The organism is Emcibacter sp. SYSU 3D8 (assembly GCF_039655875.1).
GTDB lineage: Bacteria > Pseudomonadota > Alphaproteobacteria > SMXS01 > SMXS01 > RI-34.
On sequence record NZ_JBBYXK010000002.1, the window covers coordinates 1,029,110 to 1,055,432 of the forward strand.

A 26,323-nucleotide genomic window follows, 5' to 3' on the forward strand; every position below is an offset into this window, starting at 1 on the left:
ACGCGATGTCGAATTCGGATACTGCGGCGAAGCCGCGCGAGCCACTGAGCAAGAAGACGATCTTTTTTTACGGGCTCACCGACATGCCGGTGATGATGGCGCTGATACCGCTGGCCGTATTCCTGCCCAACTTCTACACCAGCGACCTGAAACTCGATCTTGTGATGGTGGCCAACGTGCTGCTCGTCACCAGGCTGCTCGACCTGCTGGTCGATCCGGTCATCGGCTGGCTGAGCGACAGGAGCCAGTCTCGCTGGGGCCGCAGGCGTCCCTGGATCCTGGCGTCCGCGCCGGTCCTCGCCATCTCGTTCTACATGCTCTTCCTGCCGCCGCCCGATGCGACCATCTGGTATCTGACCGGCTGGATCATGCTGATGTGGATCGGCTGGTCCATGCTGCTGATCCCCTATTATGCCTGGGCGGCCGAGTTGACGGAGGATTTCCACGAGCGGTCGGTCGTCACCGGCTGGCGCTCCATGGCGGGCGTCGTCGGCCAGCTCCTCGCACAGACGTTGCCGGTCTTCGCGCTGCTCGTCTTCGGTTACGGAGGCACCGGCGAAACCCTCAAGCTGGTCGGCATCATGGTGGTGGTGCTGGTGCCGGTCTGCATCCTGCTGACGGTCACCCAGGTTCCCGAAAAGCAGAATTACGTCCGCTCCGTCATGCCCCTGAGCAAGGGCATTAAGCTGATGTTCGCCAATGGTCCGTTCCTTCGGCTCGTGCTGGCTTTTCTGGTCGCTTTCACCGCGCTTTCGATCACCACGACGCTCTATCTGTTCTACATCCGGCATGTGGTCGGTGAAGAGAAAATGGGCATCTACATGCTCATGGCATTCTACATCTGCAACATGGCGGCGGTGCCGTTCTGGGTCTGGCTGTCGCGCCATGTGGGCAAGCACAAGGCATGGATCTTCAGCTTCGTGCTGATCAGCCTGGCCAATCCATTCTACATGCTGCTGGGCCCCGGAGATTTCTGGTGGATGCTGCCCATGACCATGGCCTCGGGTATTGCCGCAGGCGCATTCGCTGCGCTGCCGAATTCCATGAAGGCCGATGTCATCGACGTGGATTCGCTGCGCAGCGGCGAGGACCGGGCGGCGCTGTATTTCTCGGTCTGGTCTGTCGCGCAGAAGGCGGCATCGTCGTTCGCCGCCTGGCTGGCGCTGATGGGGCTGGCGTGGTTCGGTTTCGATCCGAAAGTGTTCACCAACGGGCCCGATCAGATCGAAGGCCTGAAGATCATGTTTGCGCTGGTGCCGTCGATCTTCTTCCTGGGCGCGGGCCTGGTTGCCTGGCGCTACCCGATCACCGAGAAGGTGCACGCCGATGTGCGCGCCCAACTCGAGGAACGCCGCCGGATGGTGCCGGCGGTCGCTGAATAGGGCAGTGCCGGTGATGTATTCCAGCGGCGAGGCGGTTTACCTCGCCGCGGGAGCCGTCTAGGGCACGATGCCTTCCATGGACGTGACCGTGTTGTCGACGATCATCTCGGCGCCGTTGGTGTACTTGCTTTCGTCGGACGCCAGATAGAGCACCATGTAGCCGATGTCGTCCGGCTCGCCCGGCGTGGTGCCGCGCACCGACGGCTTGTTGCGCGGGTCCTTGGCGATGGCCTCGGCCACCTGCTTGCCGACCGCCTGTGTCATGGGCGTGACGATGCCGCCCGGATGGATCGAGTTCACCCGGATCTTGTCGCCGTTCTGGGCGCAGTGGACGGCGGCCGCCTTGCTCATCAGCCGGATCGCGCCCTTGGCTGCCGCATAGGCGAACACATAGGGCACGCCGACGATGCCGGCGATGGACGACATGTTGACGATCGAGCAGGGCTCGCCGCTTTCGCGCATCAGCGGGATGGCGTGCTTCATGCCGTAGAAGGTGGCGTCGGTGCTGACCGCGTTGACCGCGCGCCACTGGTCCTCGGTGCAGGTTTCCACGGTCCCGGGAATGACGATGCCGGCATTGTTCACCAGCACATTCAGCTTGCCGTATCTGTCCTTCACATGGGCAAGGAAGGTGACCCAGTTGGCCTCCTTCGTCACATCCAGGTGGTAGTATTCGGCGCCGATCTCGGCGGCCAGCGCCTTGCCCTTCTCGTCGGCGATGTCGGCGACGATCACCTTGCCGCCTTCGCGCGCCAGCAGCCGGCAATCCGACTCGCCCAGCCCCATGGCACCGCCAGTGACGATGCAGACCTTGCCCTCAACACGTCCCGCCAAGATTTCCTCCTCGATTGCTTGCGCTTCTACTGTCCCGGATTCCGCGGATCCCAGAGCCTGCTTTCGTAGTCCTTCTCATAGGCCTTGCCGCGGGGATAGGAGATCAACTCCATCTGGAAATCCCACGGGGTGAGGAAATAGCATGACCGCGCGCCCGCCTCGGGGCCGCTGGCGATCTCGGGGCCGGGGTCGCCCCCCTTCATCACCCGCACGCCGTGCGCCTTCAGGTGGTCGACGGCGGCGTCGATGTCGTCGACATAGATGGCGATGTGGTGCCCGCCCCAGTCGGTGTTGCGGGGCATCTGCCGCTTCTGGTCGGGCGAGGCATATTCGAACAGCTCGATGTTCAGGCCGGCGCCGCCGCACAGCTGCTGCACCCGCCGGATCTCGGCGTCCGGGTGCACATTCAGCGTGCTTTCCATCCAGTCGCCCTTGTACGGGCCGTGGCGGTAAAACGGCTCGAAACCCATCACGTTGACGAAGAAGTCATAAGCCTCGTCGAAGTCGGGCACGGTCAGGCCGATATGCTCGACGCCGCGCAGTCCTGGCATTCCCTTGCGTTCGGTCATGGTCATCTCCCCGATGGACCGCCATTCAAGCCCGGAGCGGCGGCGTTTGGCAATGGGCTTTACCTGACTTCCGTCACTGCTTCGTGGCCCAGCTCGACCAGCCGCAACGTGCCGCCATCGTTCTCGACGACCGTGATCGAGCAATTGTCCGGCCGGAAAGCCACGATCCGGTCGTCGCTCAGCAGGTGGCCCGCCACCACGTTGATGGCGATAAAGTGCGACGTGAACACCGTGTCCTCGCGCACCTCGCGGATCGCCTCGATGACACCCTGGCGCCACGCCTTCAGGTCGTACCCGCCGGCGTTCTGGGCCGCCGGGTCGCTCCAGGTGCCGGCCATTACGCCGGCAAGCCATTCCTTGCGCGCCTCCAGGTCCTCGCTGGGCGATGGAATCTCGGAAATGCGCGGCTCGATCCGCGCCGCATTCTTCCACTGGGTGGTGAATGGCCTGGCGGTCTCCTGCGTTCGGCGCATGGGGCTGGAGATCACGGGCAGCGCGCCCAGATGCTCCAGCCTGGCGGCGGCTTCACTGGCCTGCTCCCAGCCCAACTCGCTCAGGCCCGGATCCATGTCCTGGTCCCAGCCGCCGGTGGCCTGGCCGTGACGGATCAGATAAAGGCGGACTGGCTTGCTCATGGATTCATCCCTGGAAATACGCGGCGTCCGCGAAGGCGAACAACTCGCTGTTGAAACGCTCGGCCGCCTCGAGGAACGGCGCATGGCCGATGCCCTCATAGACCGAAAGCCGGGCCTGCGGAAAGGAGTCGGCGAGGTGACGGCCGGAAGCGAGCGGCATCAGCCTGTCCGCATCGCCATGCGGCACCAGCACGGGAAGATGCGCGTCGCGTGCCACGGCCGTGTTGTCCGCCGCCCGGCGCAGCATGTTGAAGCGAACCACCGGCGGCACCACCGCGGTATAGCCAAGGCATTCGTAATGCAGCGATTCCGGCAGCGGCTCGGCGGTCAGGTTGCGCGTGAATGCCTCCAGTGCCGGTATGTTCTTCTCCGGCTTGCTCGACACCAGCCTGGGAAATATCGCGGCGATCTCGGGCGCCAGGAAGCGGACCGAGTTCTCGCCGCCCAGCCACAGGCTGGTGCCGGCCATCACCAGGCCGAACAGGCGCCCGGTGCCGAACTTGCGCAGATAGTCGGCGATCACGTAGCCGCCATAGGACCAGCCGGCGAGTACGGCCTTCTCGATGCCCAGTTCGTCGAGCACGGCGGCGACGTCGTCGGCCCAGCGCGCGGAGTCAAGATAGGCTTCGGGCGCCTCCGGCTTGTTCGAGCGGCCGTGGCCGCGCAGGTCGAAGGCGATCAGCCGGAACGCCGCGCACAAATCTTCGTCGGCGAACTGCCGCTGCCACGACAGGCTGTTCTGAAGGAACCCGTGGATCAGCACCACGACCGGCAATTGGCCTCCGGTATCCCGGTAGAACAGGTGGGTGCCATCCTCACTGGTGACCATTCCCGTTTTCATGACGCGGCTTTCTCCCTCGGGGTCATTTGTATGGCGGTGCGGCGAACCCGTCCACTGTGTTGCGTCCGCCATCCGCCCACCCCATAATCGCCACTCTCGCGTCCGAGGAGAACTGCATGTCAAAGCTCGCGGCGGCCGGCCCCAATGCCGACCAGATCGAATTCTGGAATGGCGAAGGCGGAGAGAAATTCGTTCGCTACCAGAATGCGCTCGACCTCATGCTCAAGCCATTCGGCGACGAGGCGATCCGCCGTGCCGGCGTCAAGTCGGGCGAGGCCGTGCTGGATATCGGCTGCGGCTGCGGCGACACCTCCATCGACCTGGCCATGGCGGTCGGCGTCACCGGCGAGGTGGTCGGCGTCGATATTTCCGAGCCCATGCTGGCGCGCGCCGAATACATGGCCGCCCAGAGCGAACTGACAAATGTGTTCTTCGAACAGGCCGACGTGGAAGCCGGGCCGATGCATGCCGACAGCTTCGACCTGGCGTTCTCGCGCTTCGGCGTGATGTTCTTCCGTCATCCGGTGACGGCGTTCAGCAATGTCCACACGGCGCTGCGCAAAGGCGGAAGGCTCGCCTTCGCCTGCTGGCAGGCGCTGCCGCGCAACCAGTGGGTCTCGATCCAGATGCAGGCGGTGCTTCCGCTGGTGCCGCCGCCGCCGCCCATGGGCCCGGAGGATCCCGGTCCGTTCTCGTTCGCGGACCAGGAACGGGTGCGCGGCATCCTGTCGGCGGCAGGCTTCACCGATATTGCCGTCGAGCCGTTCGATACCGAGGTGGTGCTGGGCGGCATGCAGGTGCTCGACGACGCCGTCGACTTCAGCATGGAACTGGGCCCTGCGGCCTCGCTGCTGAAGGATGCGCCGTCCGACGTCCGCGACCAGGCGCGCGCCACGGTGCGTGCCGCTCTCGAATCCCATCAGACCAAGCGCGGCGTGATGCTGGCGGCCGGCGCGTGGATCGTCACCGCAACCAAGAAGTGATGACCTGAAACGTCTTCGCTACTGCGGCGGTGTCGCCGCAGGCGGCTGAGCCGTGTCCGCGGCACTCTCGGCAGCGGGCGGCGCCTCGATTGCCGACGGCTGGGTCTCGGGCAGGTCGAAGCCGGGCACCAATTCGTGCAATGTGGTCGGCGGCGTATCGCGCTGGCCCGAGAACCGGGTGGTGGTGTGCGGCGCCAGGGCGCGCACGGGGGCATCGAAAGTCCATCGGTCGATGGGGGCGCCCGACCTGTCCAGCATGCTGAAGGCCAGCGGCGGCACCATTTGCTCGTGATCGGCTGGATTGACGATCAGGCCCTTGACCATCAGCCGCCGGATGCCGTCGATCTCCTCGATGGAGGATTCCACTTCCTCGAAGGTCAGGGTCAGCGGCGGCGGCGTCAGCGCTTCCGTCGCCGGGGCCGCGACGTCGGCGGCGGCCGGTGGCGCGGGCTGGGGCGCCGACATCAGCTGGATGCCGGTCATGTCCTGCACCTCCTGCCTGAAAAACACCAAGGCGGCCAGCGCCAGGGCAACCAGCACGATGACCGCGATGGCCCATTTGCGGCCCGCGCCGTTGCCGGCCTGCTCGACGGAAGCCTGCCGGTGAAACTGGGCGAAACTGTCAGGCGGCAGGTTGCTGGCGGTCTCGGCGGGTGTGACCGGTGCTGCGCTCTCGGCAGGGGGTGCGGCCGGCGCGAGCTCGTCGATGGGCGGCACCTGGGGCGGAGCCGGCTCGGCGGGCGCCGCCGGCGACCAGGCCGGCGGGGGCGGCGGCGGCGTCTCCTCGCCAGAAGCGGGCATCGGCGGAGTGGGCTCCTCGGGAGCCTGGTACCAGGCGGTTCCGCATTTCGCACATCGCACTTTCTGGCCGCCAGGCTTGATCTTGTCCTGAGGCAGCGAATAGCGCGTCGAGCAGTGGGGGCACGTGATGATCATGGGAGGCGTTGCGACCTGACGAACGGTTGTATAGTGAGAGAGGTGTGGCTCGCCGGCGTCCTGAATAGCCTGGGGTGTTTCGGCATAAGCTGTGCCACCCCGTCTACTTTGCTGAGACAGTCCAAAGCCGATGCGTTAGGGTGTCATGCATGATCCGCTTTGACAACGTTGGAATGCGCTACGGTTCAGGCGATGAGGTCCTGCGCGACATCACCTTCGAGCTCCAGCGTGGTTCGTTTCACTTCCTGACCGGCCGCAGCGGTGCGGGAAAATCATCGCTGCTCAAGCTGATGTATCTGTCCGAACGCCCGTCCCGCGGTCTGATCTCGATGATGGGCGTTGACATCGTCACCGCCAGGCGCAAGGCGCTGCCACGGCTGCGCCGCAACATCGGCGTGGTGTTTCAGGACTACCGCCTGCTCGATCATCTGACGGCCTACGACAATGTGGCGCTGCCGCTGCGCATCAGTGGCGCGAGCCGGGCCGAGATCCGCGATTATGTGGAGGAACTGCTGGTCTGGGTCGGACTGAAGGAGCGCATGACGGCGCGGCCGTCGACCCTGTCGGGCGGCGAGAAGCAGCGGGTCGCCATTGCACGCGCGGTGATCAACCGCCCGACGGTGCTGCTCGCCGACGAGCCGACCGGCAATGTGGACGACGAGATGGCCGCGCGCCTGCTGCGTCTCTTCATCGAACTCAACCGGCTCGGCACCACCACGGTCATCGCCACCCACGACATGGGGCTTGTCGACAGTATCGAAGTGCCGAGGCTTCATCTGGAGGCCGGACAACTGGTACAACTGGCGCCCGGCGTCGATCCGCCGAACGACCTGCAGAATGCCCTCCGCCTGCCTGAGGAATTTCCTCAGGCGGTCGGCTTCGCCCGCGACTGAACCGTCTTCACGACCCATATCATGCTGCGACAGATACGATTCCTGCCATCCGAGAACATCCACGGGCGTCTGCTGCCCTGGGTGATCGCCGTCATGGTGTTTCTCGCCGGCCTCGCCATGCTGGTGGCGCTCGGCCTGCAGATGACCGCGAACACCTGGCACCAGGGGCTGGCGCAGAGCCTGACCGTGCAGGTGATCAATCCGGACAAGGCCGAACGTGACACCGAAGTGGCCGCGGCGCTGGCGGCGCTGCGCGCGACGCCGGGGGTCGCTTCGGCGGTGGCCGAGACCGGCGACCAGGTCGCCGCGTTGCTCGAGCCCTGGCTTGGCAAGGGCAACGTCGGACCCGACTTGCCGATTCCGGCGCTGATCGACGTCAGGCTGGCGGATGGGCCGCCGGTGGATGTGGCCGCGCTTGGCGCCGCACTCGTCAAGGTGGCGCCCAGCGCGCGGGTCGACGCGCACGAGCGCTGGCTGGCCGACCTGCTGGTGCTGATGCGCATCGTGCAATGGGTTGGCGGCATGATTGTCGGCCTGGTCGGGCTGGCAACGGTCGCCATCATCATCTTCGCCACCCGGGCCGGCCTGGCGACCCACCGGGAGACCGTCGAGATCGTCCACATGATGGGGGCCAAGGACAGCACCATCGCCGGCGCGTTCCAGTGGCGCTTCCTCTGGGTGGGAATCAAGGGCGCCGTTATCGGCCTGATCGCGCTGGGAGCTGGCATGGGCGTGGTGCACCTGATCAACCAGCGGCTGGAGGGGGCGCTGTTGCCTCAACTGGTGCCGCCGCCCGAAGTGCTGGTCAGCCTGCTCGTCCTGCCGCTTGTCGCCGGCCTGCTCACCATGCTGACGGCCCGGTTCGCGGTCATGCGCGCGCTGGCCGACATGAACTGATCATGCGCAGATTCGTCGTTTTCGTGCTGCTTGCCGCCGCCGGTTGGCTGATTGGATTTGCCGCGTTCGTCAGCAGTATTCCGGACAAACCGCCCGTCAATCTGCGGGAGACCGATGGCATCGTCGTCCTGACCGGCGCGGGATCCCGGCTCAACCAGGCCATCGCGCTGCTGGCGGCGGGACACAGTGGCCGGCTGCTGATCTCGGGCGTCGACGCCCGGACCAACGACCCTGACCTGAAAAAAAGCCTGGATCTCAAGAGCCAGACCGATTCCGAACTTTTCGATTGCTGCATCGACGTGGGCCGGGAGGCGCTCGATACGGTCGGCAACGCCCAGGAAATCGCCGCCTGGGCAGGCAAGCACGGCTACCGGTCGCTGCGGGTGGTGACGTCGGATTTCCACATCAGGCGGAGCCTGCTCGAGATCAGGCGCGTTGCACCCGACCTTGTTCTGGTGCCGCATCCGGTGTTCAGCGAGCGGATTCGGCCAGGTCTGTGGTGGCGCGACCTCGCTTCCGCCCGTATCCTGTCCCGCGAGTTCAACAAACTCCTGGTGGTGTGGTTCAAGGTCAACGTTTACGACCGGATCGCCGGGGCACCGGCGGCCGCATGACCATATTCCGATCCCTCCTGTTCAACCTGCTGCTCTGGATCTGGACGGCCATCGCCGTGATCGGCTTCGTGCCGTTGCTGCTGGGCCCGGCACGCTGGGCGGTCAAGGCGCAGAGCGGGTGGTCGACGGGCGCCGAGTGGCTGATCCGCCATGTGGTCGGTATCACGTGGCGCGAGCGCGACCGTGAGAACCTGCCGGAGGGTCCGGTGATCGTGGCCTGCAAGCATCAGTCGGTCTACGAGACCATCGTGATGCAGATGCGCCTGCGCGATCCGGCGATCGTCATGAAGCGCGAATTGCTCAACATCCCGCTCTATGGCTGGTACAGCCGCCGCATGGGGATGATCCCGATCGATCGCAACGCCTCTTCGTCGGCCATGCGCCAGATGTTGCGAGCCGCCGAGGCGGCGGTGGCGCAGGGCCGGCCGATCCTGATCTTTCCCGAAGGCACCCGCGCGGCGCCGGGGGCGCCGGCCCACTATCATCCGGGTGTCGCCGGGCTTTACCGGCACCTCAAGGTTCCGGTGGTGCCCGTGGCGCTCAACTCGGGACTCTTCTGGGGGCGCAACACGGTGCACAAGCACGCCGGCACCGTAACCTTGCAATATCTGCCGGTGATCGAGCCGGGGCTCGACCGCCGCGCCTTCATGGCCGAGATGGAGGAGCGCATCGAAACCGCGACCGCCGCGCTGCTCGAGGAATCCGGATTCTGTGGATAAGTGCATGAACGGCCCGGTGAATCGCGGGGATAAGTCCACAGGCCGTTGAATTCTCGGCGTTTCCGGCAGCCGCCCGTCATGGAAACATAACAGGAACGAAGGTTGCCGCGCGGGCCTTTCCGGCCTATCATCCTTGCCCCAACCGATGGACGGCAGATGAGCGCGACAGCACCGATCTCGACCCAGATCTGGGATATGAAGTACCGGCTGAAGAGTCCGGACGGCACACCCATCGACAAGTCGGTCGACGACACCTGGCGCCGGATCGCCAGGGCACTTGCCGAGCCCGAGGCGCCGGAGCGACGCGCGCACTGGGAAGCGCGCTTCCACGAGGCGCTTGAGGGGTTCAAGTTTTTGCCCGCCGGCCGCATCGTCGCCGGCGCAGGCAGCGCGCGCGATGTCACCCTGTTCAACTGCTTCGTCATGGGCACCATTCCCGATGACATGAGCGGCATCTTCGACAATCTGCGCGAAGCCGCGCTGACCATGCAGAAGGGCGGCGGCATCGGCTACGATTTCTCGACCTTGCGGCCCAAGGGCGCGCGGGTGAAGGGCGTGGGCGCCGATGCCTCCGGTCCGCTGCCGTTCATGGATGTCTGGGACGCCATGTGCCGCACGATCATGAGCGCCGGCCACCGGCGCGGCGCCATGATGGCGACCATGCGGTGCGATCACCCGGATATCGAGGCGTTCATCGGGGCCAAGCAGGACCCGGGCCGCCTGCGCATGTTCAACATGTCGGTGCTGGTGACCGACGCTTTCATCGAGGCGGTGAAGACCGACGGCACCTGGGACCTGGTGTTCGGCGGTACCGTCTACCGCACCATGGCCGCGCGCGAACTCTGGGATTCGATCATGCGCGCCACCTATGCCTATGCCGAGCCGGGCGTGATTTTCATCGACCGCATCAACCAGCGCAACAACCTGCATTATTGCGAAACCATCGCGGCCACCAATCCGTGCGGCGAGCAGCCGCTGCCGCCCTACGGCGCGTGCCTGCTCGGTTCCGTCAACCTGGCAGCGCTGGTGAAGGAGCCGTTCACGCCCGAAGCCTGCGTCGATCTCGGCGAACTCGACACGCTGGTGACGACCGCCGTGCGGATGATGGACAACGTCGTCGACACCTCGCGCTTTCCGCTCGAGCAGCAGGCGCTCGAGGCGGCGGCCAAGCGGCGCATCGGGCTGGGCGTCACCGGTCTTGCCGATGCGCTGATCATGTGCCGGGCGCGGTATGGCTCGGCGGCGGCGGTGGAATTGACCGGGGTCTGGATGCGCCGGATCCAGCGGGCCGCCTATCTGGCGTCGGTGGAACTGGCGGCGGAAAAGGGCGCGTTCCCGCTGTTCGACGCCGAACCCTATCTGGCCGGCGCCAGCGTGTCCGAACTGGACGAGGACGTGAAGGCGGCAATCCGCAAGCACGGTATCCGCAATGCACTGCTCACCTCGGTCGCGCCCACCGGCACCATCTCGCTGTTCGCCGATAACGTGTCGTCGGGACTGGAGCCGGTGTTCAGCTTCAACTACACCCGCAAGGTGCTGATGCCCGACGGCTCCCGCAAGGAGGAGACGGTCAGCGACTATGCCTACCGGCAATATCTCCGCCAGTTCGGCGACAAGGCGCAGCTGCCCGATTATTTCGTGACCGCCCAGACCCTGACGCCGGACGACCACGTGCGCATGCAGGCGGCGGTGCAGAAATATGTCGACAGCTCGATCTCGAAAACCATCAACTGCCCCGAGGACATCTCGTTCGAGGACTTCAAGGACATCTATCTGAAGGCATGGGACCTGGGGTGCAAGGGCTGCACCACCTATCGGCCCAACGACATCACCGGCTCGGTGCTGGCGACCGCCAAGGAGGATGCGGACGAGCCGCAATTGCCGCTCGATTCCCCCGCGCCGCGCCATGCCGACGAATACGAGGCGGGTGGCGTCGTCTACATGACCCGGCCGCTCGACCGGCCCGAGGCGCTGCCTGGCAAGACCTACAAGATCAAGTGGCCCGACAGCGACCACGCCATGTACATCACCCTCAACGACGTGATCCAGGACGGCAGGCGCCGGCCCTTCGAGATCTTCATCAACTCGAAGAACATGGAGCACTACGCCTGGACGCTGGGTCTCACGCGCATGATCAGCGCCGTGTTCCGGCGCGGCGGCGACGTGTCGTTCGTGGTCGAGGAACTGAAGGCGGTGTTCGATCCGCGCGGCGGCCACTGGGTGAAAGGCCACTACGTGCCGTCACTGCTTGCCGCCATCGGCGAGGTGATCGAGGCGCACCTCGTGGATATCGGCTTCATCAAGAAGGAACAGGACTTCAGCACCGAGGCCGAGCGCATGAAGCTCGCCGTCGGCGACAACGAGGAACGGCCGCACATGCGGTCGTGCCCCAAATGCGGCGCGCCGACCCTCATTCGCCAGGAAGGCTGCGATACCTGCATCTCCTGCGGCTATTCCAAGTGCGGCTAGGCTGAAGGCGCGCCCAGCAGCCGCCATACCCGGTGCAGCGGACCGTCGCTGATACCCATCTCGTCCAGATGGGCAACCGTGCTTGCCAGATAGTCGATATTGACGCCCGATACGCCCCGCGCGCCGTCGATCTGGCGGGCCTGTTCCTCAAGCGACAGCTTGCCGGCATATTGCGGGTGGCCGCGGTCCACCACATAGGCGCGCGCCGCGACCATGCGGCCGGGCAGGCGCACCACATGCCGAACCGGCCGGTAGACGGCGGTTACCATCTCGCGCTCGTCGAGATAGTCCACCACCGCCCCGGCGTTTTCCGGGGCAATCCGGTAGGCCCGGCCCAGGCACGAGCCGCCCCGGTCCAGCCCAAGCACGAGGCCGGGCTGCTGCCGGGTTCCCCGGTGATGCCAGGAATAGACGCAGAACGAGCGGTGAAAACCGTGGAGCCTGGCCGGCTGCGCCTCGAGATAGTCGAAGCCGGGCCGCCACATCAGCGAGCCATAGCCGAATACCCAAAGATTGTCCTGTTCCGCCATGGTCTCCTGTTGCGCTCGAGAGGCCGCTATCCTACGAAGTTGAAGAGGCAAACGGAAAGCACTGCCATGATCAACAGATATCTGGCTCTGTTCTGCGGCCTGGGCATCCTGGTCGGCGGCTATACCATCTGGTGGCAGAACGAGGCAGACCATCTGAAAACGGCGTTCCCACAGGCGCTGGCCAAGTCGCTTCCGCCCGGCGCGGCGCTGCGGCAGAGGTCGGCCGGCGTGGGCGGTTACCCGTTCCGGTTCAACGTCCAGCTTGCCGACGTGAAGGTGACCTGGGGTACGGACTGGGCATCGACGCCGGCCGTGACGGGCATCTTCCAGCCCTTTGCCGGCGATCACCTGATCCTGCATCTGGACGCGCCGGTCGACTTCGGCATCGAGGGCGCCACGGGCCGCATCAATGCCGAGCGGGCGCTGGCGAGTCTGGTGGGCTATGAGAGCGGGCAGTATCAACTCGACCTCGATGCCATGAATGTCACGCTGGAGCAGCCCGCCGTGGCGCGGCTCCATGCGGCACGCATGCAGCTGCATGTGCGGCGCGAAGTCATCGGCCCGCCCGCCGAGCATGCCGTTGCCGTTTCGGCCAGGGGCATCACCCCGAAGGAAGCCGCCACCGGCCGGCTGGCCGGGCTCGTTGCCCGGTACGGCGAGGCCCAGCAGGACGGGACCGTAAACCTGAATATCGACGAGAAGGGCGATCTGGCGCATGCCGGCGGCAAGACGCTTTCGCCCGATGAGGCGGAAGCGCTGCAGCAGGCGTTCTAGGGCGGTTCGCTTGTCGGTCCGGGATAGAAAGCGAGTACGCCCATGATTGCGGGATCCTGCCAGTGCGGTGCCGTCAAATTCCAGGTGCGCGGTCCGTTGGACGGCTTTTTCCTTTGTCATTGCAGGCGATGCCGGAAAGACACCGGGTCAGCGCACGCGGCCAATCTGTTTTCATCCACCGCCACCCTTGCGTGGCTGGCGGGGCAGGCCCATGTCAAAGCCTACCGGGTTCCCGGCACCCGTCACGAGAAAAGCTTCTGCACGGAATGCGGCGCAGCCCTTCCCCGGGTCCAGACGGAAAGTGCCTTGCTGGTCGTTCCCGCCGGAAGCCTCGATAGCGACATCGACCTCCGACCGGACGCGCACATTTTCTGGGCCAGCCGGGCCGCATGGGATGCTGGTCTGGAAGACGTCCCCGCGTTCGACGGCGTGCCCGCGCGTTCGAACGCCAAAGGCTAGCGGATACCCCGCGCGCGGTTCAGCAAGGCCACCTGCGCCTCGCCCGAATCCTCATCACCGTCCTCGTCCGGGTAGGTGGCGAGCGCCTCGTAAATGGCGCCCGAATGCGCCAGGTGGCTGCGGAACAGGGTAAACCGCGCGACATTCCAGGGCTGCGACCAGAGCTGGTCGTGGGCGGCGAGGAAGCGGTCCACACGGCCGCTCGGCCCCTTGAAGCGCGCCAGCGTGACATGCGGCATGAACTTGCGCTGCTCGGCGGGCAGGCCGATTCGGACCATGGCCGTGTCGATTTTTTGCGCCAGATGCGCCAGCGGCGCTTCCGGGCCGACGCCGGCCCACAACATGCGTGGTTTGCGGATGTCGCCGAAAAGTCCCGTACCCTGCAGCGACACCTGGAACGGCGCGAAATTAATGGCGCGCAGGGCGCTGTCGATGTCCTCGGCCCTGGCCTCGTCCACCTCGCCGATGAACCGCAGGGTCAGGTGAAGCTGGTCGTCGGTTTGCCAGCGGGCGCCATTAACACCGCCCATCAGGCCGATCAGGCGCGACCGGACTTCCGGAGGCAATGGCAGAGCGACGAACAGGCGCAACATGGCATCTACCGTAACGTCTCCGCATGCCGGGCCGGCATGCGATTAGCGAATCTCTTCGATGCCGCCACTACTTGGCGCCAGACACAGTGCGGCCGGCGGGCCGCGTCTCAAGGAGATTATGAACCATCGGGACGATGCGTGTCACGATCACATCGATGCCTTCGGCCGTCGGGTGCAGGCCGTCGGGCAGGTTCAGCGCCTTGTTCCCGGCAACCCCGTCGAGGAAAAACGGATAAAGCGGCGCATCATATTTCGCGGCCAGCGCCGGATAGATCGCGTCGAATTGATTCACGAAGGTTGCGCCCATGTTGGGCGCCGCCTTCATGCCGGCGATCAGCACCGGCACGCCGTCCCTGCTGAAGCGGTCCATGATGGCGGTCAGCGCCCTCGTGGTAATGGCCGGATCGACCCCGCGCAGCATGTCGTTGGCGCCCAGCTCGAGGATCACCAGGTCGGGCTTGCCCGGCACGCCGGCCAGCGCCCAGTCGAGCCTGCTGGCGCCCCCGCTGGCCGTGTCGCCGGAAACACCGGCGTTGTGCACCGTCACCTTCACGCCCCTGGCCTTGAGGGCGGCTTCCAGTTTCGATGGGAAGGACTGGCCCGGTTCCAGGCCGTAGCCGGCGGTCAGGCTGTCGCCCAGCACCAACACCTGAAGTGTGCCGTCAGGCGCGGCGGCGTGGCCGGCAAGGGGGATGCAGAGTACGAGCAGCAGGGCGCAAAGTTTGACAACCAGCCGCTCCATCCCATATCGGTGACTCCTGTCCGGCTGCATGCGTGTTCCAATGATCCGCCTCGACGATATTCATCTAACACTTAATAGCCGCGCCGGACCCGTCAACATCCTGCGCGGAATCGATCTCGATATTGCGGCCGGCGAGGCGGCCGGCATGGTCGGTCCGTCCGGCTCGGGAAAGTCCACGCTGATGAGCGTGATGGCGGGACTGGAAAAGCCCACCAGCGGCCGCGTCGCCATCGACGGCCAGGACATCACCGGCATGGATGAGGACGCGCTGGCCCGGTTCCGGCGGGGACGTGTCGGCATTGTCTTCCAGTCCTTTCACCTGATCCCGACCATGACGGCGCTGGAGAATGTGGCGGTGCCGCTGGAGCTGATGGGAGACCGGGATGCCTTCGACCGCGCCGCCCGGGAACTGGACATTGTCGGCCTGAGCGCGCGCACCGAGCATTATCCGGGACAGCTTTCGGGGGGCGAACAGCAGCGGGTGGCTCTGGCGCGCGCGCTGGCGCCGCAGCCCGGCCTGCTGCTGGCCGACGAGCCCACCGGCAACCTGGATGCGGGGACCGGCGCCGCGATCATCGAGCTGATGTTCGCGCTGCAGGCGGAACGCGGCACCACGCTGGTGCTGATCACCCACGACGCGGGTCTCGCCGAGCGCTGCGACCGCCAGATCAGGCTGCGTGACGGCCGTATCGACGACGAGCCGCAGATGGCTCTTGCCGGGGCCGCGGTCTGATGCCGCTGGCCCTGCGCCTCGCGCTGCGCGAATTGCGGGGCGGCCTGCGGGGTTTCGGCATTTTTCTGCTGTGCATCGTGCTGGGTGTCGCGGCCATCGCCGCAGTTGGCGGCGTGCGCGGCGCGGTGCTCGAAGGCATCGGCGAGCATGGCCGGCCGCTGCTCGGCGGCGACATCGAATTGCGCATGACCAGCGAGCCCATGCCCGGGGCCGCGCTCGATTACGTCACCAGCCTGTATCCCGTCAGCCGCACCACCACGCTGCGCTCCATGGCCGCCGCCGATCTCGACCGGCGGGCAACCATCGAACTCAAGGCGGTCGACGGAGCCTATCCGCTTTACGGAACCGCCGTGCTGGCGCCGTCCATGCCGCTGGCCGATGCGCTGGCGTATCGCGGCGGACATTGGGGCGTCACCGTCGAGCAGGCCGTTCTCGACAAGACGCACACGCAGGTTGGCGACCTGTTGCGGATCGGCGACATCGACTACCGCATCAGCGCCGTTACCGTTACCGAACCCGACAAGGCCGGTGACGGCTTTACGCTGGGCGCGCGTGTTCTCGTCTCCGATGCCAGCCTGGTGCCGGCCGGCCTGATCCAGCAGGGCAGTATCGTGCGCTACCAGTACCGGTTGAAGCTGCCGCCGGGTGCCGATCTCGAAGCCGCCAAGCGCGACCTGACCGAGCGTTTCCCCGATGCCGGCTGGCGCATGCGCGACCGGCAGAACGGCGCCGACAGCATCAAGCGCTTCCTCGAACGGCTGGGCGTGTTTCTGTCGCTTTCCGGGCTCACCGCGCTGCTGGTTGGCGGCGTCGGCGTCGCCAACGCCACCGCCGGCTATCTGGCCACCAAGCGCGAGGCGGTCGCGACCCTCAAGAGCCTGGGCGCGGGTGGCGGTCTGGTGTTCCGGATCTATCTCTGGCAGGTGATGCTGCTGGCGCTGGCCGGTATCGCCGCGGGCCTTGTGCTGGGGGCGGCGATCCCGTTCGCGGTCATCGCCTGGCTGCGCGACATGCTGCCGGTGCCCGCGCGCCCCGGCGTCTATGCCGAACCGCTGCTGCTTGCGGCAGGCTATGGCCTGCTGACCGTGCTGGCTTTCGCCGCATGGCCGCTGGGCAGGGCGCGCGACGTGCCCGCCGCCGGTCTGTTCCGGCAGATCGTTGCACCGGTGTCCGGCCGGCCACGTTGGCGTTACGTGGCGCTCAGCGGCGCGGCGCTGACGGCGCTCGCCGCTCTTGCGCTGCTGTTTTCCGATGAGCGCCGGTTCACCGGCTGGTTCCTGCTGGGCTCGGCGGCCAGTTTCCTGGTGCTGTGGCTGGCGGGGCTGGCCCTGATGCGCATCGCCGCTTACCTGCCGCGTCCGGCGAGCAGGGTCTGGCGCATGGCGCTCGCCAATCTGCACCGGCCCGGCGCCGCTACGCCCAATGTGGTGCTGTCGCTGGGACTGGGATTGACGCTGCTCGTAACCGTCGCGCAGATCAGCGCCAATCTGTCGGCCCAGATCAGGGACGGCGTGCCCGCCGATGCGCCGTCCTACTATTTCATCGACATCCAGCCCGACCAGATTGACGGATTCGAGACGCTGGTGCGCGGTCTTCCCGGCGTGGCCGCGGTCGACCGGGCGCCCATGCTGCGGGCCTCGATCACCGAGGTGAACGGTGTCCGCGCCGAGGAGGCCAAGGTGACGGCCGATGCCCAGTGGGCGCTGCGCGGCGACCGGGGCCTCACCTATACCGCGTCCCTGCCGGCGCAGAACACGATCGTCGCCGGCGACTGGTGGCCGGCCGATTATGCCGGACCGCCGCAGATCTCGTTCGATGCGAAGCTGGCCGAGGGCATGAGCCTGGCGGTCGGCGATACGCTGACCTTCAACGTCATGGGCCGGCCCATCACCGCCAGCATCGCCAATCTGCGCGAAATCGACTGGTCGGGCATGGGCATGAACTTTTCCGTGATCTTCGCGCCCGGCACGCTCGAGCACGCACCGCATACCTATCTCGCAACGGTGCGGGTCGACCAGGAACATGAAGCGGGAGTCGACAGGGCGGTGGGCCGCGAGCACCCCAACGTCACCTCGGTGCGGGTCCGTGACGTGCTGGCCACCGTCAACACGCTGCTGAAGCAGATCAACCAGGCTGTCTCGGGCGCCGCGTTCGCGGCGCTGATCGCCGGTGTTGCCGTCCTCGCCGGCGCCATGGCCGCCGGTTACAACGAACGGGTGCGGGACGCGGTGATCCTCAAGGTGCTCGGCGCGCGCCGCGCCGATATCGCCCGGGTCTATCTGGTCGAATACGCGCTGATGGGACTGATCACCGCACTGATCGCCATGGCGCTCGGCACCCTGGCGGCGTGGCTGGTGATCACCCGGATCATGGAGGCCAATTGGAGCCTGCACCCGGAGATTCTGGTGGCGACCGCCGCAGCGGGACTGGCGGTTACCGTGACCTTCGGCTTCCTTGGCACCTGGCGCGCCCTTGGCGAGCGGCCGGCGCCGCATCTTCGGGTAGATTAACAGAAGTTTTCCAAACGCTTTACCTTGAAACCTGAGGTCCACCCCTCGATATTAGGAACCATTGGTTTGAGCCGTGTGCGTGGCTCGTTTCATCAAGGAGTCTGTCAGCAATGGCACAAGACTACAGAGCGCCTGCCAGCGTGGGTACGGGGACTGCCGCCGACATCGATCGCGGCCTCCGCGCACACATGCTGCATGTCTACAATTACATGGCATCGGGCGTGCTGCTTACCGGCATCGTCGCCCTGGTCGTGTCCAGCATGGCCGTGACCGATGCGGGTCAGCTTTCCGCCTTCGGGCAGGCCATCTATCTGTCGCCGCTGAAGTGGGTGGTGATCCTGTCGCCGCTTGCGCTGGTGATGGTGATGAGCTTCGGCTTGAACAAGCTCAGCCTGTTCGCGCTACAGGCATCGTACTGGGTCTATGCCGGACTGATGGGCCTGTCCCTCAGCAGCATCTTCCTGATGTACACCGGGGAAAGCATCGCCAAGGTGTTCTTCATCACCGCCGGCATGTTCGGTGCGCTCAGCCTGTACGGCTACACCACGAAGCGGGATCTGGGCCCGGTCGGCAAGTTCATGTTCATGGGCCTGATCGGCATCATCATCGCCAGCGTCGTGAATATCTTCATGGCCTCGACCATGATGTCGTTCGTGATTTCGGTGATCGGCGTGCTCGTTTTCGCCGGCCTGACGGCCTACGACACCCAGAAGATCAAGGAACTCTACTACGCCGGCTACGGCAAGGAGCAGACCGCCAAGCTGTCGGTCATGGGTGCCCTGAGCCTGTATCTGGACTTCATCAACCTGTTCATGATGCTGCTGCGGCTGTTCGGCAGCTCGCGCGACTAGGCGTCACGTTCAAGGAAACTCGAAACGCCCGGCCCAGTGCCGGGCGTTTTTCGTTGGGGGCGTGGCGCGGTTCAGTCGACCACGTTGAGGCGCTTGCGCTCGAAGAAGCGCAGCACGGTCTCCAGTTCATGGCCGCGCTTCAGGATCTGGTTGCCTGGCGCCAGGATCGCCCAGGCGCCCTGGCGCTTGGCCCATTTGGGGCATTTGACGATCCTGTAAAGGGCGACTTCGCTCGATCGCCGGAATACCGAGAACACGGCCCGTTCGGCGCCGTCGGCCATCGCGTAATCCCGCCATTCCCCGTCGGCGACCATCTGCCCGTAAACCCGCAGGATCTGATTGAGCTCGCGCCGGTTGAAGAAGATGCTTGGCGGTGTCGCCCGGTATTCGGCGAGGCTGGTCACGTTTTGCATAGAGCAATTAAGCCGCCTCGTTCACGGGAATGTAAACACGGAATCTGCCTGCCGCCTGCCATGGAAAAGCGATGAAAACACCTCTCATTCGCCGGAGAGAGAACCAATTCGCGCCACAATCAAAAGCGACTATCTGGTTGTTGGCCTCGTCGCCCGGTCGTGTCAGTCGGATCTGTAGCCCCCAAGCCCATTCCGACCGAGACGGCCGGGCATTCTCATGTTTCGGGCTCCTGTGCCCCGAGGGCCACCGGTGCGGCGCTCATGCGCAGTGGGATTGGGTCAATCCATCGCAACCTTGCCGCGCCACCGTCCAAATCCCGCCACATTTTACAGCAATAAGGTCATTGTTGGCCTCGTCGCCCGGTCGCTGTGAGATGAATCTGTAGCCCCCAAGCCCATTTCATCTCATGCGGCCGGGCACATCATTTTCGGGCCGGCGCAATCCCTCCAAATCATCCCTCGACGGCGAATGCACCTTGATGCGCCGTGCGGCTGTTCCTATGTAGCCGTTCGCCAAACAGGGAGTCGCCGATGACGCAACAAGCCGCCGCCGAAACACATGAGTTCCAGGCCGAAGTCGCCCGCCTGCTCAACATGATGGTCCGCTCGGTCTATTCGGAGACCGAGATATTTCTGCGCGAGTTGATCTCCAACGCCTCGGATGCCTGTGACCGGTTGCGCTATGAGGCGCAGACCAATCCGGCGGCCATGGAAGGCGACACCGCGCTGCGGATATCCGTGACCGTCGACAAGGCAGCGCGGACGCTGACCATCGCCGATAACGGCATTGGCATGAACCACGACGACCTGATCGCCAATCTGGGCACCATTGCGCGTTCGGGAACGGCCGCCTTCATGGAAAAGCTCAGCGGCGATTCCAAAAAGGACGTATCGCTGATCGGACAGTTCGGCGTCGGCTTCTATTCGGCCTTCATGGTTGCCGACCAGGTCGAGGTGACCAGCCGCAAGGTGGGGGACGAGCAGGCCTGGAAGTGGTCGTCGGACGGCGAAGGCAGCTACACCATCGCGCCGGCCGAGCAGGCCGAGCGCGGCACGAGCATCGCGCTGCACGTCCGCCCGGATGAGGACGAGTATCTCGACGCCCACCGGCTGCGGCACATCATCACCACCTATTCGGACCACATCGCCTTTCCGATCCACCTGTCCGAGGTGAAAGACGGCGAGACGACCGAGGAGGAATCGGTCAACAAGGGCTCGGCGCTTTGGACCCGGCCCAAGGCCGAGGTGACGGACGAGCAATATACCGCGTTTTACCGCCATGCCGGCCATGCCTTCGACGAGCCGGCGCTGACGCTGCATTACCGGGCCGAAGGCACCATCGACTATACCGCCCTGTTGTTCGTGCCCACCGAACGGCCCATGGACCTGTTCGATCCGGCGCGCAAGCCGCGGGTGAAACTGTATGTGAAGCGCGTCTTCATCACCGACGACACGGACGACCTGATCCCCGGCTGGCTGCGGTTCCTGCGCGGCGTGGTCGATTCCGAGGATCTGCCGCTGAATGTCAGCCGCGAAATGCTGCAGAACAATCCGGTCGTCGCCCGCATGCGCAAGGCCGTGACCGGACGGGTGGTCAGCGCGCTGGAGGCCAAGGCAAAGGATGATCCCGAAGGCTTCGTGAAGATCTGGGAGAACTTCGGCGCGGTGATCAAGGAAGGCCTCTACGAGGACGGCGAGCGCCGCGCGGCGCTGCTGAAGATCGCTCGTTTCCGGTCGACCCATGGCGACAGCTGGACCAGCCTCGAGGATTATCTGGGCCGGGTGAAGGAAGGCCAGGAGGCGATCTATTATGTCACCGCGGCCGATATCGAGGCCGCCAGGCGCAGCCCGCACCTGGAGGGCTTTGCCGCGCGCGGTGTCGAGGTGCTGCTGCTGACCGACCCGGTCGACGATTTCTGGCTGTCCATGGTGCACGAGCACGAGGGCAAGCCGTTCCGCTCGGTGACCCGCGGCGGCGCCGACCTGTCGAAGCTGGGCGAGGCCCAGGGCGAAGACAAGCCCGACGACAGCAGGTTCACCACCCTGGTCGTGGCGCTGAAGGAGGCGCTGGGCGAGGCGGTGAAGGACGTGCGCACCACGGACCGGCTGACCGGCAGTGCCGTGTGTCTGGTGGCCGACGATGGCGACATGGACCTGAACCTGCAACGGCTGCTGAAAATGCATAACCAGCTGGGGACCGAATCACCGCGCATCCTGGAGATCAATCCCGACCATCCGCTGGTCGCCGCCATGGCCGCCCGGGCCGACCAGCCGGGCGCGCTTGACGCGCTGAAGGACCCGGCGCTGCTGCTGCTCGATCAGGCCCGGATACTGGAAGGCGAGCTGCCGTCCGATCCGGCGGCGTTTGCCCGGAGGATGGCGGACCTGATGGCGAAGGGCCTGAACTAGCCCTTGCCGTGCGTGCCGGGCCACACCGCGCCCGGTACGCATCCACCTGAGCCACCCATGATCGTCATGCCTGCATAGCCGGTAAGGGGTACCTTATCGCCGCGGTTTTGGTATTGTGTCGGCGGCTAACGCTCCTACGCGATTTTCCGGATATCATCGGCGACAGAGCGGCTGGTGCGGGAGAACGACAGGTTTCCCGCGTCCGCGCGTGATGGCGTGGTGTGTTTCCGACGCAAATTCTGATCCGAGGTTAACGGCGCATGATGTCTAAGGTCCTGAACAACCCGTTCCTGCAGAATTTCATCGGCAATACGCCGGTCTGGTACAAGGCCGCCATCGTCGGATTCCTGGTTGCCAACCCGATCCTGCTTGCGCTGTTCGGGCCCGTGTTCACGGGCTGGGTTCTGGTGGCCGAGTTCATCTTCACCTTGGCAATGGCCCTCAAGTGCTACCCGCTGCAGCCCGGCGGCCTGCTGGCGATCGAGGCCGTATTTCTGGGCATGACATCGCCGGAGGCGGTCTATCACGAGGTGCAGGGCGCGTTGCCCGTGATCCTGCTGCTGATGTTCATGGTCGCGGGCATCTACTTCATGAAGGACCTGCTGCTCTTCATCTTCACCAAGCTGCTGCTGCGCGTGCGCAACAAGATGGCGGTTTCGCTGCTGTTCTCGCTGGCCGGCGCGGTGCTGTCGGCCTTCCTCGATGCGCTGACTGTCACGGCCGTGGTGATTGCGATCGGCACCGGCTTCTATGCCATCTATCACCGCGTTGCGTCGGGCAAGGGGATCGACCAGATCCACGACCACACGCATGACCGCGACGTCCATGAGCTCCACCGCAGCGACCTGGATCAGTTTCGCGCGTTCCTTCGAGGCCTGCTGATGCATGCGGCCGTGGGCACCGCGCTGGGCGGGGTGTGCACGCTTGTCGGCGAGCCCCAGAACATCCTCATCGCCGAACGCACCAGCTGGGATTTCGTCGAATTCTTCTTTCGCATGGTGCCTGTCACCATGCCTGTCCTCGCTGTCGGATTGCTGACCTGCGCGCTGCTCGAGAAGACGAAGCTGTTCGGCTATGGCGCCACGCTGCCCACGATCGTGCGCGACAACCTGCTGGAATTCGACCGGCGCGAGAGCGAGAAGCGCACCGACCGCGACAGAATGGCGTTGGTCGTCCAGGCGCTCGCCGGCGTCTGGCTTACGGTGGCGCTGATGTTCCATCTGGCCGAGGTTGGCCTGATCGGCTTGTCGGTGATCGTGCTCACGACAGCGTTCATGGGAGTCATCGACGAACACCGGATCGGCCACGCCTTCGAGGAAGCGCTGCCGTTCACCGCGCTGCTGGTGGTGTTCTTCGCCGTGGTGGCGGTCATCGACGAGCAACAGCTGTTCACGCCCGTGATCCACGCGGTGCTCCAGCTCGACGGCGCGGCGCAGGTCGCGAGCTTCTATCTGGCCAACGGCGTGCTGTCGGCGATCAGCGACAATGTGTTCGTCGCGACGATCTACATCAACCAGGTGGCCGAAGCCTGGCGCCTGGGCGAGATTCCCCGCGACCAGTTCGATCTGCTGGCGGTCGCCATCAACACCGGCACGAATATTCCCAGCGTGGCGACTCCCAACGGGCAGGCCGCGTTTCTGTTCCTGCTGACGTCGGCGCTCGCCCCGCTGATCCGGCTTTCCTACATGCGGATGGTGGTCATGGCGCTGCCCTACACCATCACCATGACCCTGACCGGGCTGGCGATGGTGTACTACGTCCTCGTTCCCGCCACCGACATCCTGTACGACCTGGGCCTGATCAACCACCACGTCCCCACTATTGAAGCACCGGCGGCGCCGCACTGAGCGATCAGGCGGCCGGCCGCCGGGTCCCGGCGGCGAGCAGCACATAGCCCAGAACCGCCGAGGCCAGCGAGCCGATGATGATGCCCAGCCGCGTCATCGCGACGGTGTCGCCCGAATCGAACGACAGCCCGCCGATGAACAGGCTCATGGTGAAGCCGATGCCGCACAGCACGCTGGCCGCATACAGGATGGTCTTCGTGCCGCCTTCCGGCATGGGCGCCCAACCGAAGCGAAGCGCCAGCAGGGTGATGCCGAAAATGCCGGCCTGCTTGCCGAGGAACAGGCCCAGCGCGATGCCCAGCGGCAGGGGCTGAAGCAGGTCGCCCGGCGCCATGTCGAGTACGAACACGCCGGCATTGGCAAAGGCAAACAGCGGCAAGATCAGATAGGCGACCCAGGGGTGCAGGCGGTGTTCGAGCCGCTGCAGCGGACTCACCGTGCGGTCCTTGTGGTCGTACATGGGAATGGTCAAGGCGAGCGCCACGCCGGCCAGCGTCGCATGGACGCCGGACTTCAGCACCAGAACCCACAGCACCAGCCCCAGCAGGACATAGGGGATCAGGTTGGTGATACGCAGGCGGTTCAGCACCACCAGTCCGCCCAGAGCGGCGAAGGCGCCCAGCAGCATGGGCACGGACAGGTCGTGGGTGTAGAACACGGCGATGATGACGATTGCCGCCAGGTCGTCGATGATGGCCAGGGTGGTGACGAACACCTTCACGCCCAGCGGCACCCGCGTGCCAAGCAGGGCCATCACGCCCAGGGTAAAGGCAATGTCGGTTGCCGTCGGGATCGCCCAGCCCTGCATGGCCAGGTCATCGCCCCAGTTCATGGACACGAAGACCAGAGCAGGGATCGCAAGGCCGCCGATGGCGGCGATGCCTGGCAGGATGATCTGGCGAAAATCCGACAGCACGCCCTCAATGGTCTCGCGTTTCAACTCGAGACCGATCAGCAGGAAGAACAGCACCATCAGGCCGTCATTGATCCAGTGGACCACCGACTTGTCGAGCCACGGCGCCGGCGCCACGCGTGTCTGCAGCAAGCCATCATAGACAGGCGACAGCGGTGAATTCGCCGCGATCATGGCGATCGCCGCCGCGAAAACCAGAATGATGCCTGCGGCGGCCTCGAGCTTCAGAAACCTGGTGATGAATTCCATGCGATCCTCTGTAGTTTAAAGGAAACCTAGGGATCGGGGCGGCCGGGGCAAGCAAAACCGGAGCGCTACAGGACGGATGTTTAGTTTTCCTGAGGCATTACATTCCCGCCTGTGCGCTCTAAGTGAAGACGTGTCGCATCAGCGCCGTCCTGGCACGGGACATTCATGCCCGTCGGGCCCAAAATTTGATTCAGCAATCATGGTGAAGTTTCGGCGATGGTCCCTCGCCGCTTGTGGGCGGGGTGTCGTCCGTGAGCGCCGCGCCGGCGCTTCCCGAAGCAGCATCTGAAATCGTCCTCCTCTTCGTAGAGTCGCACAATGGCCCTGAGTTTTCCCAATTCCAGCCGATTTCACGATCCCGCCCGGCACTGCGTGCGGTTTCTGGGCCACGACGACATGCGGGAGGTCTCGTTCGGCGTGAGCGAGGACGCGCTGGCGCGCATCGCGCCGCGCAACCAGCGCGGCGAAGAGGGCTATCTCGATGCCTTCGACTTCAATCGCGAGCAGATCCATCTGGTCGCGGTCAGGCTGTACCGTCGGGGAAGCAAGGTCTGGTACACGCTCAATGTGTCGGACTTCTAGAAGTCCGAGAGTGCCGGCGGCGATGATTTATACGTTGATGTGGACAGGGCCAGACCGGGTGGCCATGCAGACAGACCGTCTGTCAGCAGAGGAAGCTGTGCGGTACGCCCGCAGCGTGGGCGCGCCCGGAACCGACATCAGGATCCGGGTCGATGGCCAAACGCTCACCTTCGATGAATTGCTGCGCGTTGTCCTGGTGTCGCGCAGGGCGTGATCAGACGGCTGACGGCCGTGAATCGGCGGGGAAGGCCTAACTGTTCTTCAGGTTGTTGCGCGTTCGCAGCAGCGTATTCAATCGTGCGGAGTGATCGTTTCTCAACGGATCGCTGATCTTCAGCTTCGAAATGGCGTCACGCTCCAGCTGTATTGACTCGCCGAGTTCCTGAATCTCGCGGTGGCGGTTCCAGTCTTCGTTCATGACGGTGCTCCATTTGTGGGTAGAAGGCGTGCGGTCTGGATGTCCGGGAAGATCTGGGAAAGGACCGCGCGGCGGCCCTCTCCCATTCCTCGGTGCGGCGGGGCTTAGAAGCCCATGCCGCCCATGTCGGGCATGCCGCCGCCCATGCCGCCGCCACCGGCGCCTTGCGGCTCCGGACGGGTAGCGACCATCGCTTCGGTGGTGATCAGCAGGGACGCGATGGACGCGGCGCCCTGCAGGGCGGTGCGGACAACCTTGGTCGGGTCGATGATGCCGGCCTTGACCATGTCCACATAGGTCTCGGTCTGCGCATCGAAGCCGAAGTTGGTGTCGGTGCTCTCGAGCAGCTTGCCGGCAACCACGGCGCCGTCAGCGCCGGAATTCTCGGCGATCTGGCGGACGGGAGCCTGCAGGGCACGGCGGATGATATCCACGCCCACACGCTGGTCGTCATTGGCGAACTTGATGTCGCTGAGGGCGCGGGTGGCGTACAGCAGGGCGGTACCGCCGCCCGGCAGGATGCCTTCC

Annotated in this window: 27 protein-coding genes; 15 read left to right on the forward strand and 12 right to left on the reverse strand. The window is 65.2% G+C overall.

Going from position 1 to position 26,323, the window contains the following annotated elements; genetic code table 11:
- Nucleotides 1-5 precede the first annotated feature (5 nt).
- Nucleotides 6-1,382 (forward strand): MFS transporter, encoded by a 1,377-nt coding sequence (locus WJU21_RS10935; RefSeq protein WP_346323443.1) that lies wholly within the window; start codon nucleotides 6-8, stop codon nucleotides 1,380-1,382.
- Nucleotides 1,383-1,439: 57 nt separating this feature from the next.
- Here the strand turns inward: WJU21_RS10935 and WJU21_RS10940 are convergent, their stop codons facing one another.
- The 4 genes from WJU21_RS10940 to WJU21_RS10955 are packed head-to-tail and all read right to left on the reverse strand — an operon-like array spanning nucleotide 1,440 to nucleotide 4,261.
- On the reverse strand, nucleotides 1,440-2,216 hold the full coding sequence (locus WJU21_RS10940; RefSeq protein WP_346323444.1) for an SDR family oxidoreductase: 777 nt from the start codon (nucleotides 2,214-2,216) through the stop codon (nucleotides 1,440-1,442).
- 26 nt (nucleotides 2,217-2,242) lie between these two features.
- Nucleotides 2,243-2,785 carry a VOC family protein gene (locus WJU21_RS10945; RefSeq protein ID WP_346323445.1) on the reverse strand — a complete coding sequence of 181 codons (543 nt, stop codon included), beginning with the start codon at nucleotides 2,783-2,785 and terminating at the stop codon, nucleotides 2,243-2,245.
- Between the two features lie 59 nt (nucleotides 2,786-2,844).
- On the reverse strand, nucleotides 2,845-3,420 hold the full coding sequence (locus WJU21_RS10950; RefSeq protein WP_346323446.1) for a histidine phosphatase family protein: 576 nt from the start codon (nucleotides 3,418-3,420) through the stop codon (nucleotides 2,845-2,847).
- A 4-nt stretch (nucleotides 3,421-3,424) separates the two neighbouring features.
- Nucleotides 3,425-4,261 carry an alpha/beta hydrolase gene (locus WJU21_RS10955; protein WP_346323447.1) on the reverse strand — a complete coding sequence of 279 codons (837 nt, stop codon included), beginning with the start codon at nucleotides 4,259-4,261 and terminating at the stop codon, nucleotides 3,425-3,427.
- A gap of 116 nt (nucleotides 4,262-4,377) precedes the next feature.
- Between WJU21_RS10955 and WJU21_RS10960 the strand changes: the two genes are divergently transcribed.
- On the forward strand, nucleotides 4,378-5,244 hold the full coding sequence (locus WJU21_RS10960; RefSeq protein ID WP_346323448.1) for a methyltransferase domain-containing protein: 867 nt from the start codon (nucleotides 4,378-4,380) through the stop codon (nucleotides 5,242-5,244).
- Between the two features lie 18 nt (nucleotides 5,245-5,262).
- Here WJU21_RS10960 and WJU21_RS10965 read toward each other — a convergent pair whose 3' ends face one another.
- Nucleotides 5,263-6,045, reverse strand: coding sequence for a hypothetical protein (locus WJU21_RS10965; protein WP_346323449.1), 783 nt, complete (start codon nucleotides 6,043-6,045; stop codon nucleotides 5,263-5,265).
- A 284-nt stretch (nucleotides 6,046-6,329) separates the two neighbouring features.
- On the opposite strand from WJU21_RS10965, the gene ftsE reads away from it, so the two are divergent.
- From ftsE to WJU21_RS10990, 5 genes are all read left to right on the forward strand, one after another.
- Nucleotides 6,330-7,073, forward strand: coding sequence for a cell division ATP-binding protein FtsE (gene ftsE / locus WJU21_RS10970; RefSeq protein ID WP_346323450.1), 744 nt, complete (start codon nucleotides 6,330-6,332; stop codon nucleotides 7,071-7,073).
- Nucleotides 7,074-7,094: 21 nt separating this feature from the next.
- Nucleotides 7,095-7,970: an FtsX-like permease family protein gene (locus tag WJU21_RS10975; RefSeq protein WP_346323451.1), complete on the forward strand. Its 876-nt coding sequence runs from the start codon at nucleotides 7,095-7,097 to the stop codon at nucleotides 7,968-7,970.
- Nucleotides 7,971-7,972: 2 nt separating this feature from the next.
- Entirely contained in the window at nucleotides 7,973-8,584 is a 612-nt protein-coding gene (locus WJU21_RS10980; protein ID WP_346323452.1) for a YdcF family protein, read from the forward strand.
- Nucleotides 8,581-9,303 carry a lysophospholipid acyltransferase family protein gene (locus WJU21_RS10985; protein ID WP_346323453.1) on the forward strand — a complete coding sequence of 241 codons (723 nt, stop codon included), beginning with the start codon at nucleotides 8,581-8,583 and terminating at the stop codon, nucleotides 9,301-9,303. Before WJU21_RS10980 ends, WJU21_RS10985 begins: the two co-directional genes overlap by 4 nt.
- Nucleotides 9,304-9,459: 156 nt before the next feature.
- Nucleotides 9,460-11,772: an adenosylcobalamin-dependent ribonucleoside-diphosphate reductase gene (locus WJU21_RS10990; protein ID WP_346323454.1), complete on the forward strand. Its 2,313-nt coding sequence runs from the start codon at nucleotides 9,460-9,462 to the stop codon at nucleotides 11,770-11,772.
- On the opposite strand, the gene WJU21_RS10995 is transcribed toward WJU21_RS10990, so the two are convergent.
- Complete coding sequence (locus tag WJU21_RS10995; RefSeq protein WP_346323455.1) at nucleotides 11,769-12,302, reverse strand: gamma-glutamylcyclotransferase; 534 nt, start codon at nucleotides 12,300-12,302, stop codon at nucleotides 11,769-11,771. The two genes, WJU21_RS10990 and WJU21_RS10995, sit on opposite strands and share 4 nt — an antisense overlap.
- Nucleotides 12,303-12,368: 66 nt before the next feature.
- Between WJU21_RS10995 and WJU21_RS11000 the strand changes: the two genes are divergently transcribed.
- Complete coding sequence (locus WJU21_RS11000; RefSeq protein WP_346323456.1) at nucleotides 12,369-13,076, forward strand: DUF2125 domain-containing protein; 708 nt, start codon at nucleotides 12,369-12,371, stop codon at nucleotides 13,074-13,076.
- A 42-nt stretch (nucleotides 13,077-13,118) separates the two neighbouring features.
- The gene (locus tag WJU21_RS11005; protein ID WP_346323457.1) at nucleotides 13,119-13,535 is read left to right on the forward strand and encodes a GFA family protein; all 417 of its coding nucleotides are present in this window, start codon (nucleotides 13,119-13,121) and stop codon (nucleotides 13,533-13,535) included.
- Here WJU21_RS11005 and thpR read toward each other — a convergent pair.
- Nucleotides 13,532-14,128: an RNA 2',3'-cyclic phosphodiesterase gene (gene thpR, locus WJU21_RS11010; RefSeq protein ID WP_346323458.1), complete on the reverse strand. Its 597-nt coding sequence runs from the start codon at nucleotides 14,126-14,128 to the stop codon at nucleotides 13,532-13,534. The two genes, WJU21_RS11005 and thpR, sit on opposite strands and share 4 nt — an antisense overlap.
- Nucleotides 14,129-14,195: 67 nt before the next feature.
- The gene (locus WJU21_RS11015) at nucleotides 14,196-14,870 is read right to left on the reverse strand and encodes an arylesterase (RefSeq protein WP_346323459.1); all 675 of its coding nucleotides are present in this window, start codon (nucleotides 14,868-14,870) and stop codon (nucleotides 14,196-14,198) included.
- 40 nt (nucleotides 14,871-14,910) lie between these two features.
- Between WJU21_RS11015 and WJU21_RS11020 the strand changes: the two genes are divergently transcribed.
- The 3 genes from WJU21_RS11020 to WJU21_RS11030 all read left to right on the forward strand — a co-directional run bounded on the left by WJU21_RS11020 (nucleotide 14,911) and on the right by WJU21_RS11030 (nucleotide 18,964).
- Entirely contained in the window at nucleotides 14,911-15,603 is a 693-nt protein-coding gene (locus WJU21_RS11020) for an ABC transporter ATP-binding protein (protein WP_346323460.1), read from the forward strand.
- The gene (locus WJU21_RS11025) at nucleotides 15,603-18,113 is read left to right on the forward strand and encodes an FtsX-like permease family protein (RefSeq protein WP_346323461.1); all 2,511 of its coding nucleotides are present in this window, start codon (nucleotides 15,603-15,605) and stop codon (nucleotides 18,111-18,113) included. The genes WJU21_RS11020 and WJU21_RS11025 overlap by 1 nt, the downstream gene beginning before the upstream one ends.
- A gap of 110 nt (nucleotides 18,114-18,223) precedes the next feature.
- Entirely contained in the window at nucleotides 18,224-18,964 is a 741-nt protein-coding gene (locus WJU21_RS11030; RefSeq protein WP_346323462.1) for a Bax inhibitor-1/YccA family protein, read from the forward strand.
- A 71-nt stretch (nucleotides 18,965-19,035) separates the two neighbouring features.
- Here WJU21_RS11030 and WJU21_RS11035 read toward each other — a convergent pair whose 3' ends face one another.
- Nucleotides 19,036-19,377: a DUF2794 domain-containing protein gene (locus WJU21_RS11035; RefSeq protein WP_346323463.1), complete on the reverse strand. Its 342-nt coding sequence runs from the start codon at nucleotides 19,375-19,377 to the stop codon at nucleotides 19,036-19,038.
- Nucleotides 19,378-19,908: 531 nt separating this feature from the next.
- Here WJU21_RS11035 and htpG point away from each other — a divergent pair.
- Nucleotides 19,909-21,786 (forward strand): molecular chaperone HtpG, encoded by a 1,878-nt coding sequence (gene htpG / locus WJU21_RS11040; protein ID WP_346323464.1) that lies wholly within the window; start codon nucleotides 19,909-19,911, stop codon nucleotides 21,784-21,786.
- 263 nt (nucleotides 21,787-22,049) lie between these two features.
- Nucleotides 22,050-23,633: a sodium/proton antiporter NhaB gene (gene nhaB / locus WJU21_RS11045; protein ID WP_346323495.1), complete on the forward strand. Its 1,584-nt coding sequence runs from the start codon at nucleotides 22,050-22,052 to the stop codon at nucleotides 23,631-23,633.
- 4 nt (nucleotides 23,634-23,637) lie between these two features.
- Here nhaB and nhaA read toward each other — a convergent pair whose 3' ends face one another.
- Entirely contained in the window at nucleotides 23,638-24,795 is a 1,158-nt protein-coding gene (nhaA, locus tag WJU21_RS11050) for a Na+/H+ antiporter NhaA (protein ID WP_346323465.1), read from the reverse strand.
- A gap of 318 nt (nucleotides 24,796-25,113) precedes the next feature.
- Here nhaA and WJU21_RS11055 point away from each other — a divergent pair, with 318 nt between their 5' ends.
- Nucleotides 25,114-25,377: a DUF1488 domain-containing protein gene (locus tag WJU21_RS11055; RefSeq protein WP_346323466.1), complete on the forward strand. Its 264-nt coding sequence runs from the start codon at nucleotides 25,114-25,116 to the stop codon at nucleotides 25,375-25,377.
- 250 nt (nucleotides 25,378-25,627) lie between these two features.
- On the opposite strand, the gene WJU21_RS11060 is transcribed toward WJU21_RS11055, so the two are convergent.
- Nucleotides 25,628-25,795: a hypothetical protein gene (locus WJU21_RS11060; RefSeq protein WP_346323467.1), complete on the reverse strand. Its 168-nt coding sequence runs from the start codon at nucleotides 25,793-25,795 to the stop codon at nucleotides 25,628-25,630.
- Nucleotides 25,796-25,899: 104 nt separating this feature from the next.
- A partial coding sequence (locus WJU21_RS11065; protein WP_346323468.1) for a TCP-1/cpn60 chaperonin family protein occupies nucleotides 25,900-26,323 on the reverse strand: 424 nt, incomplete at its 5' end.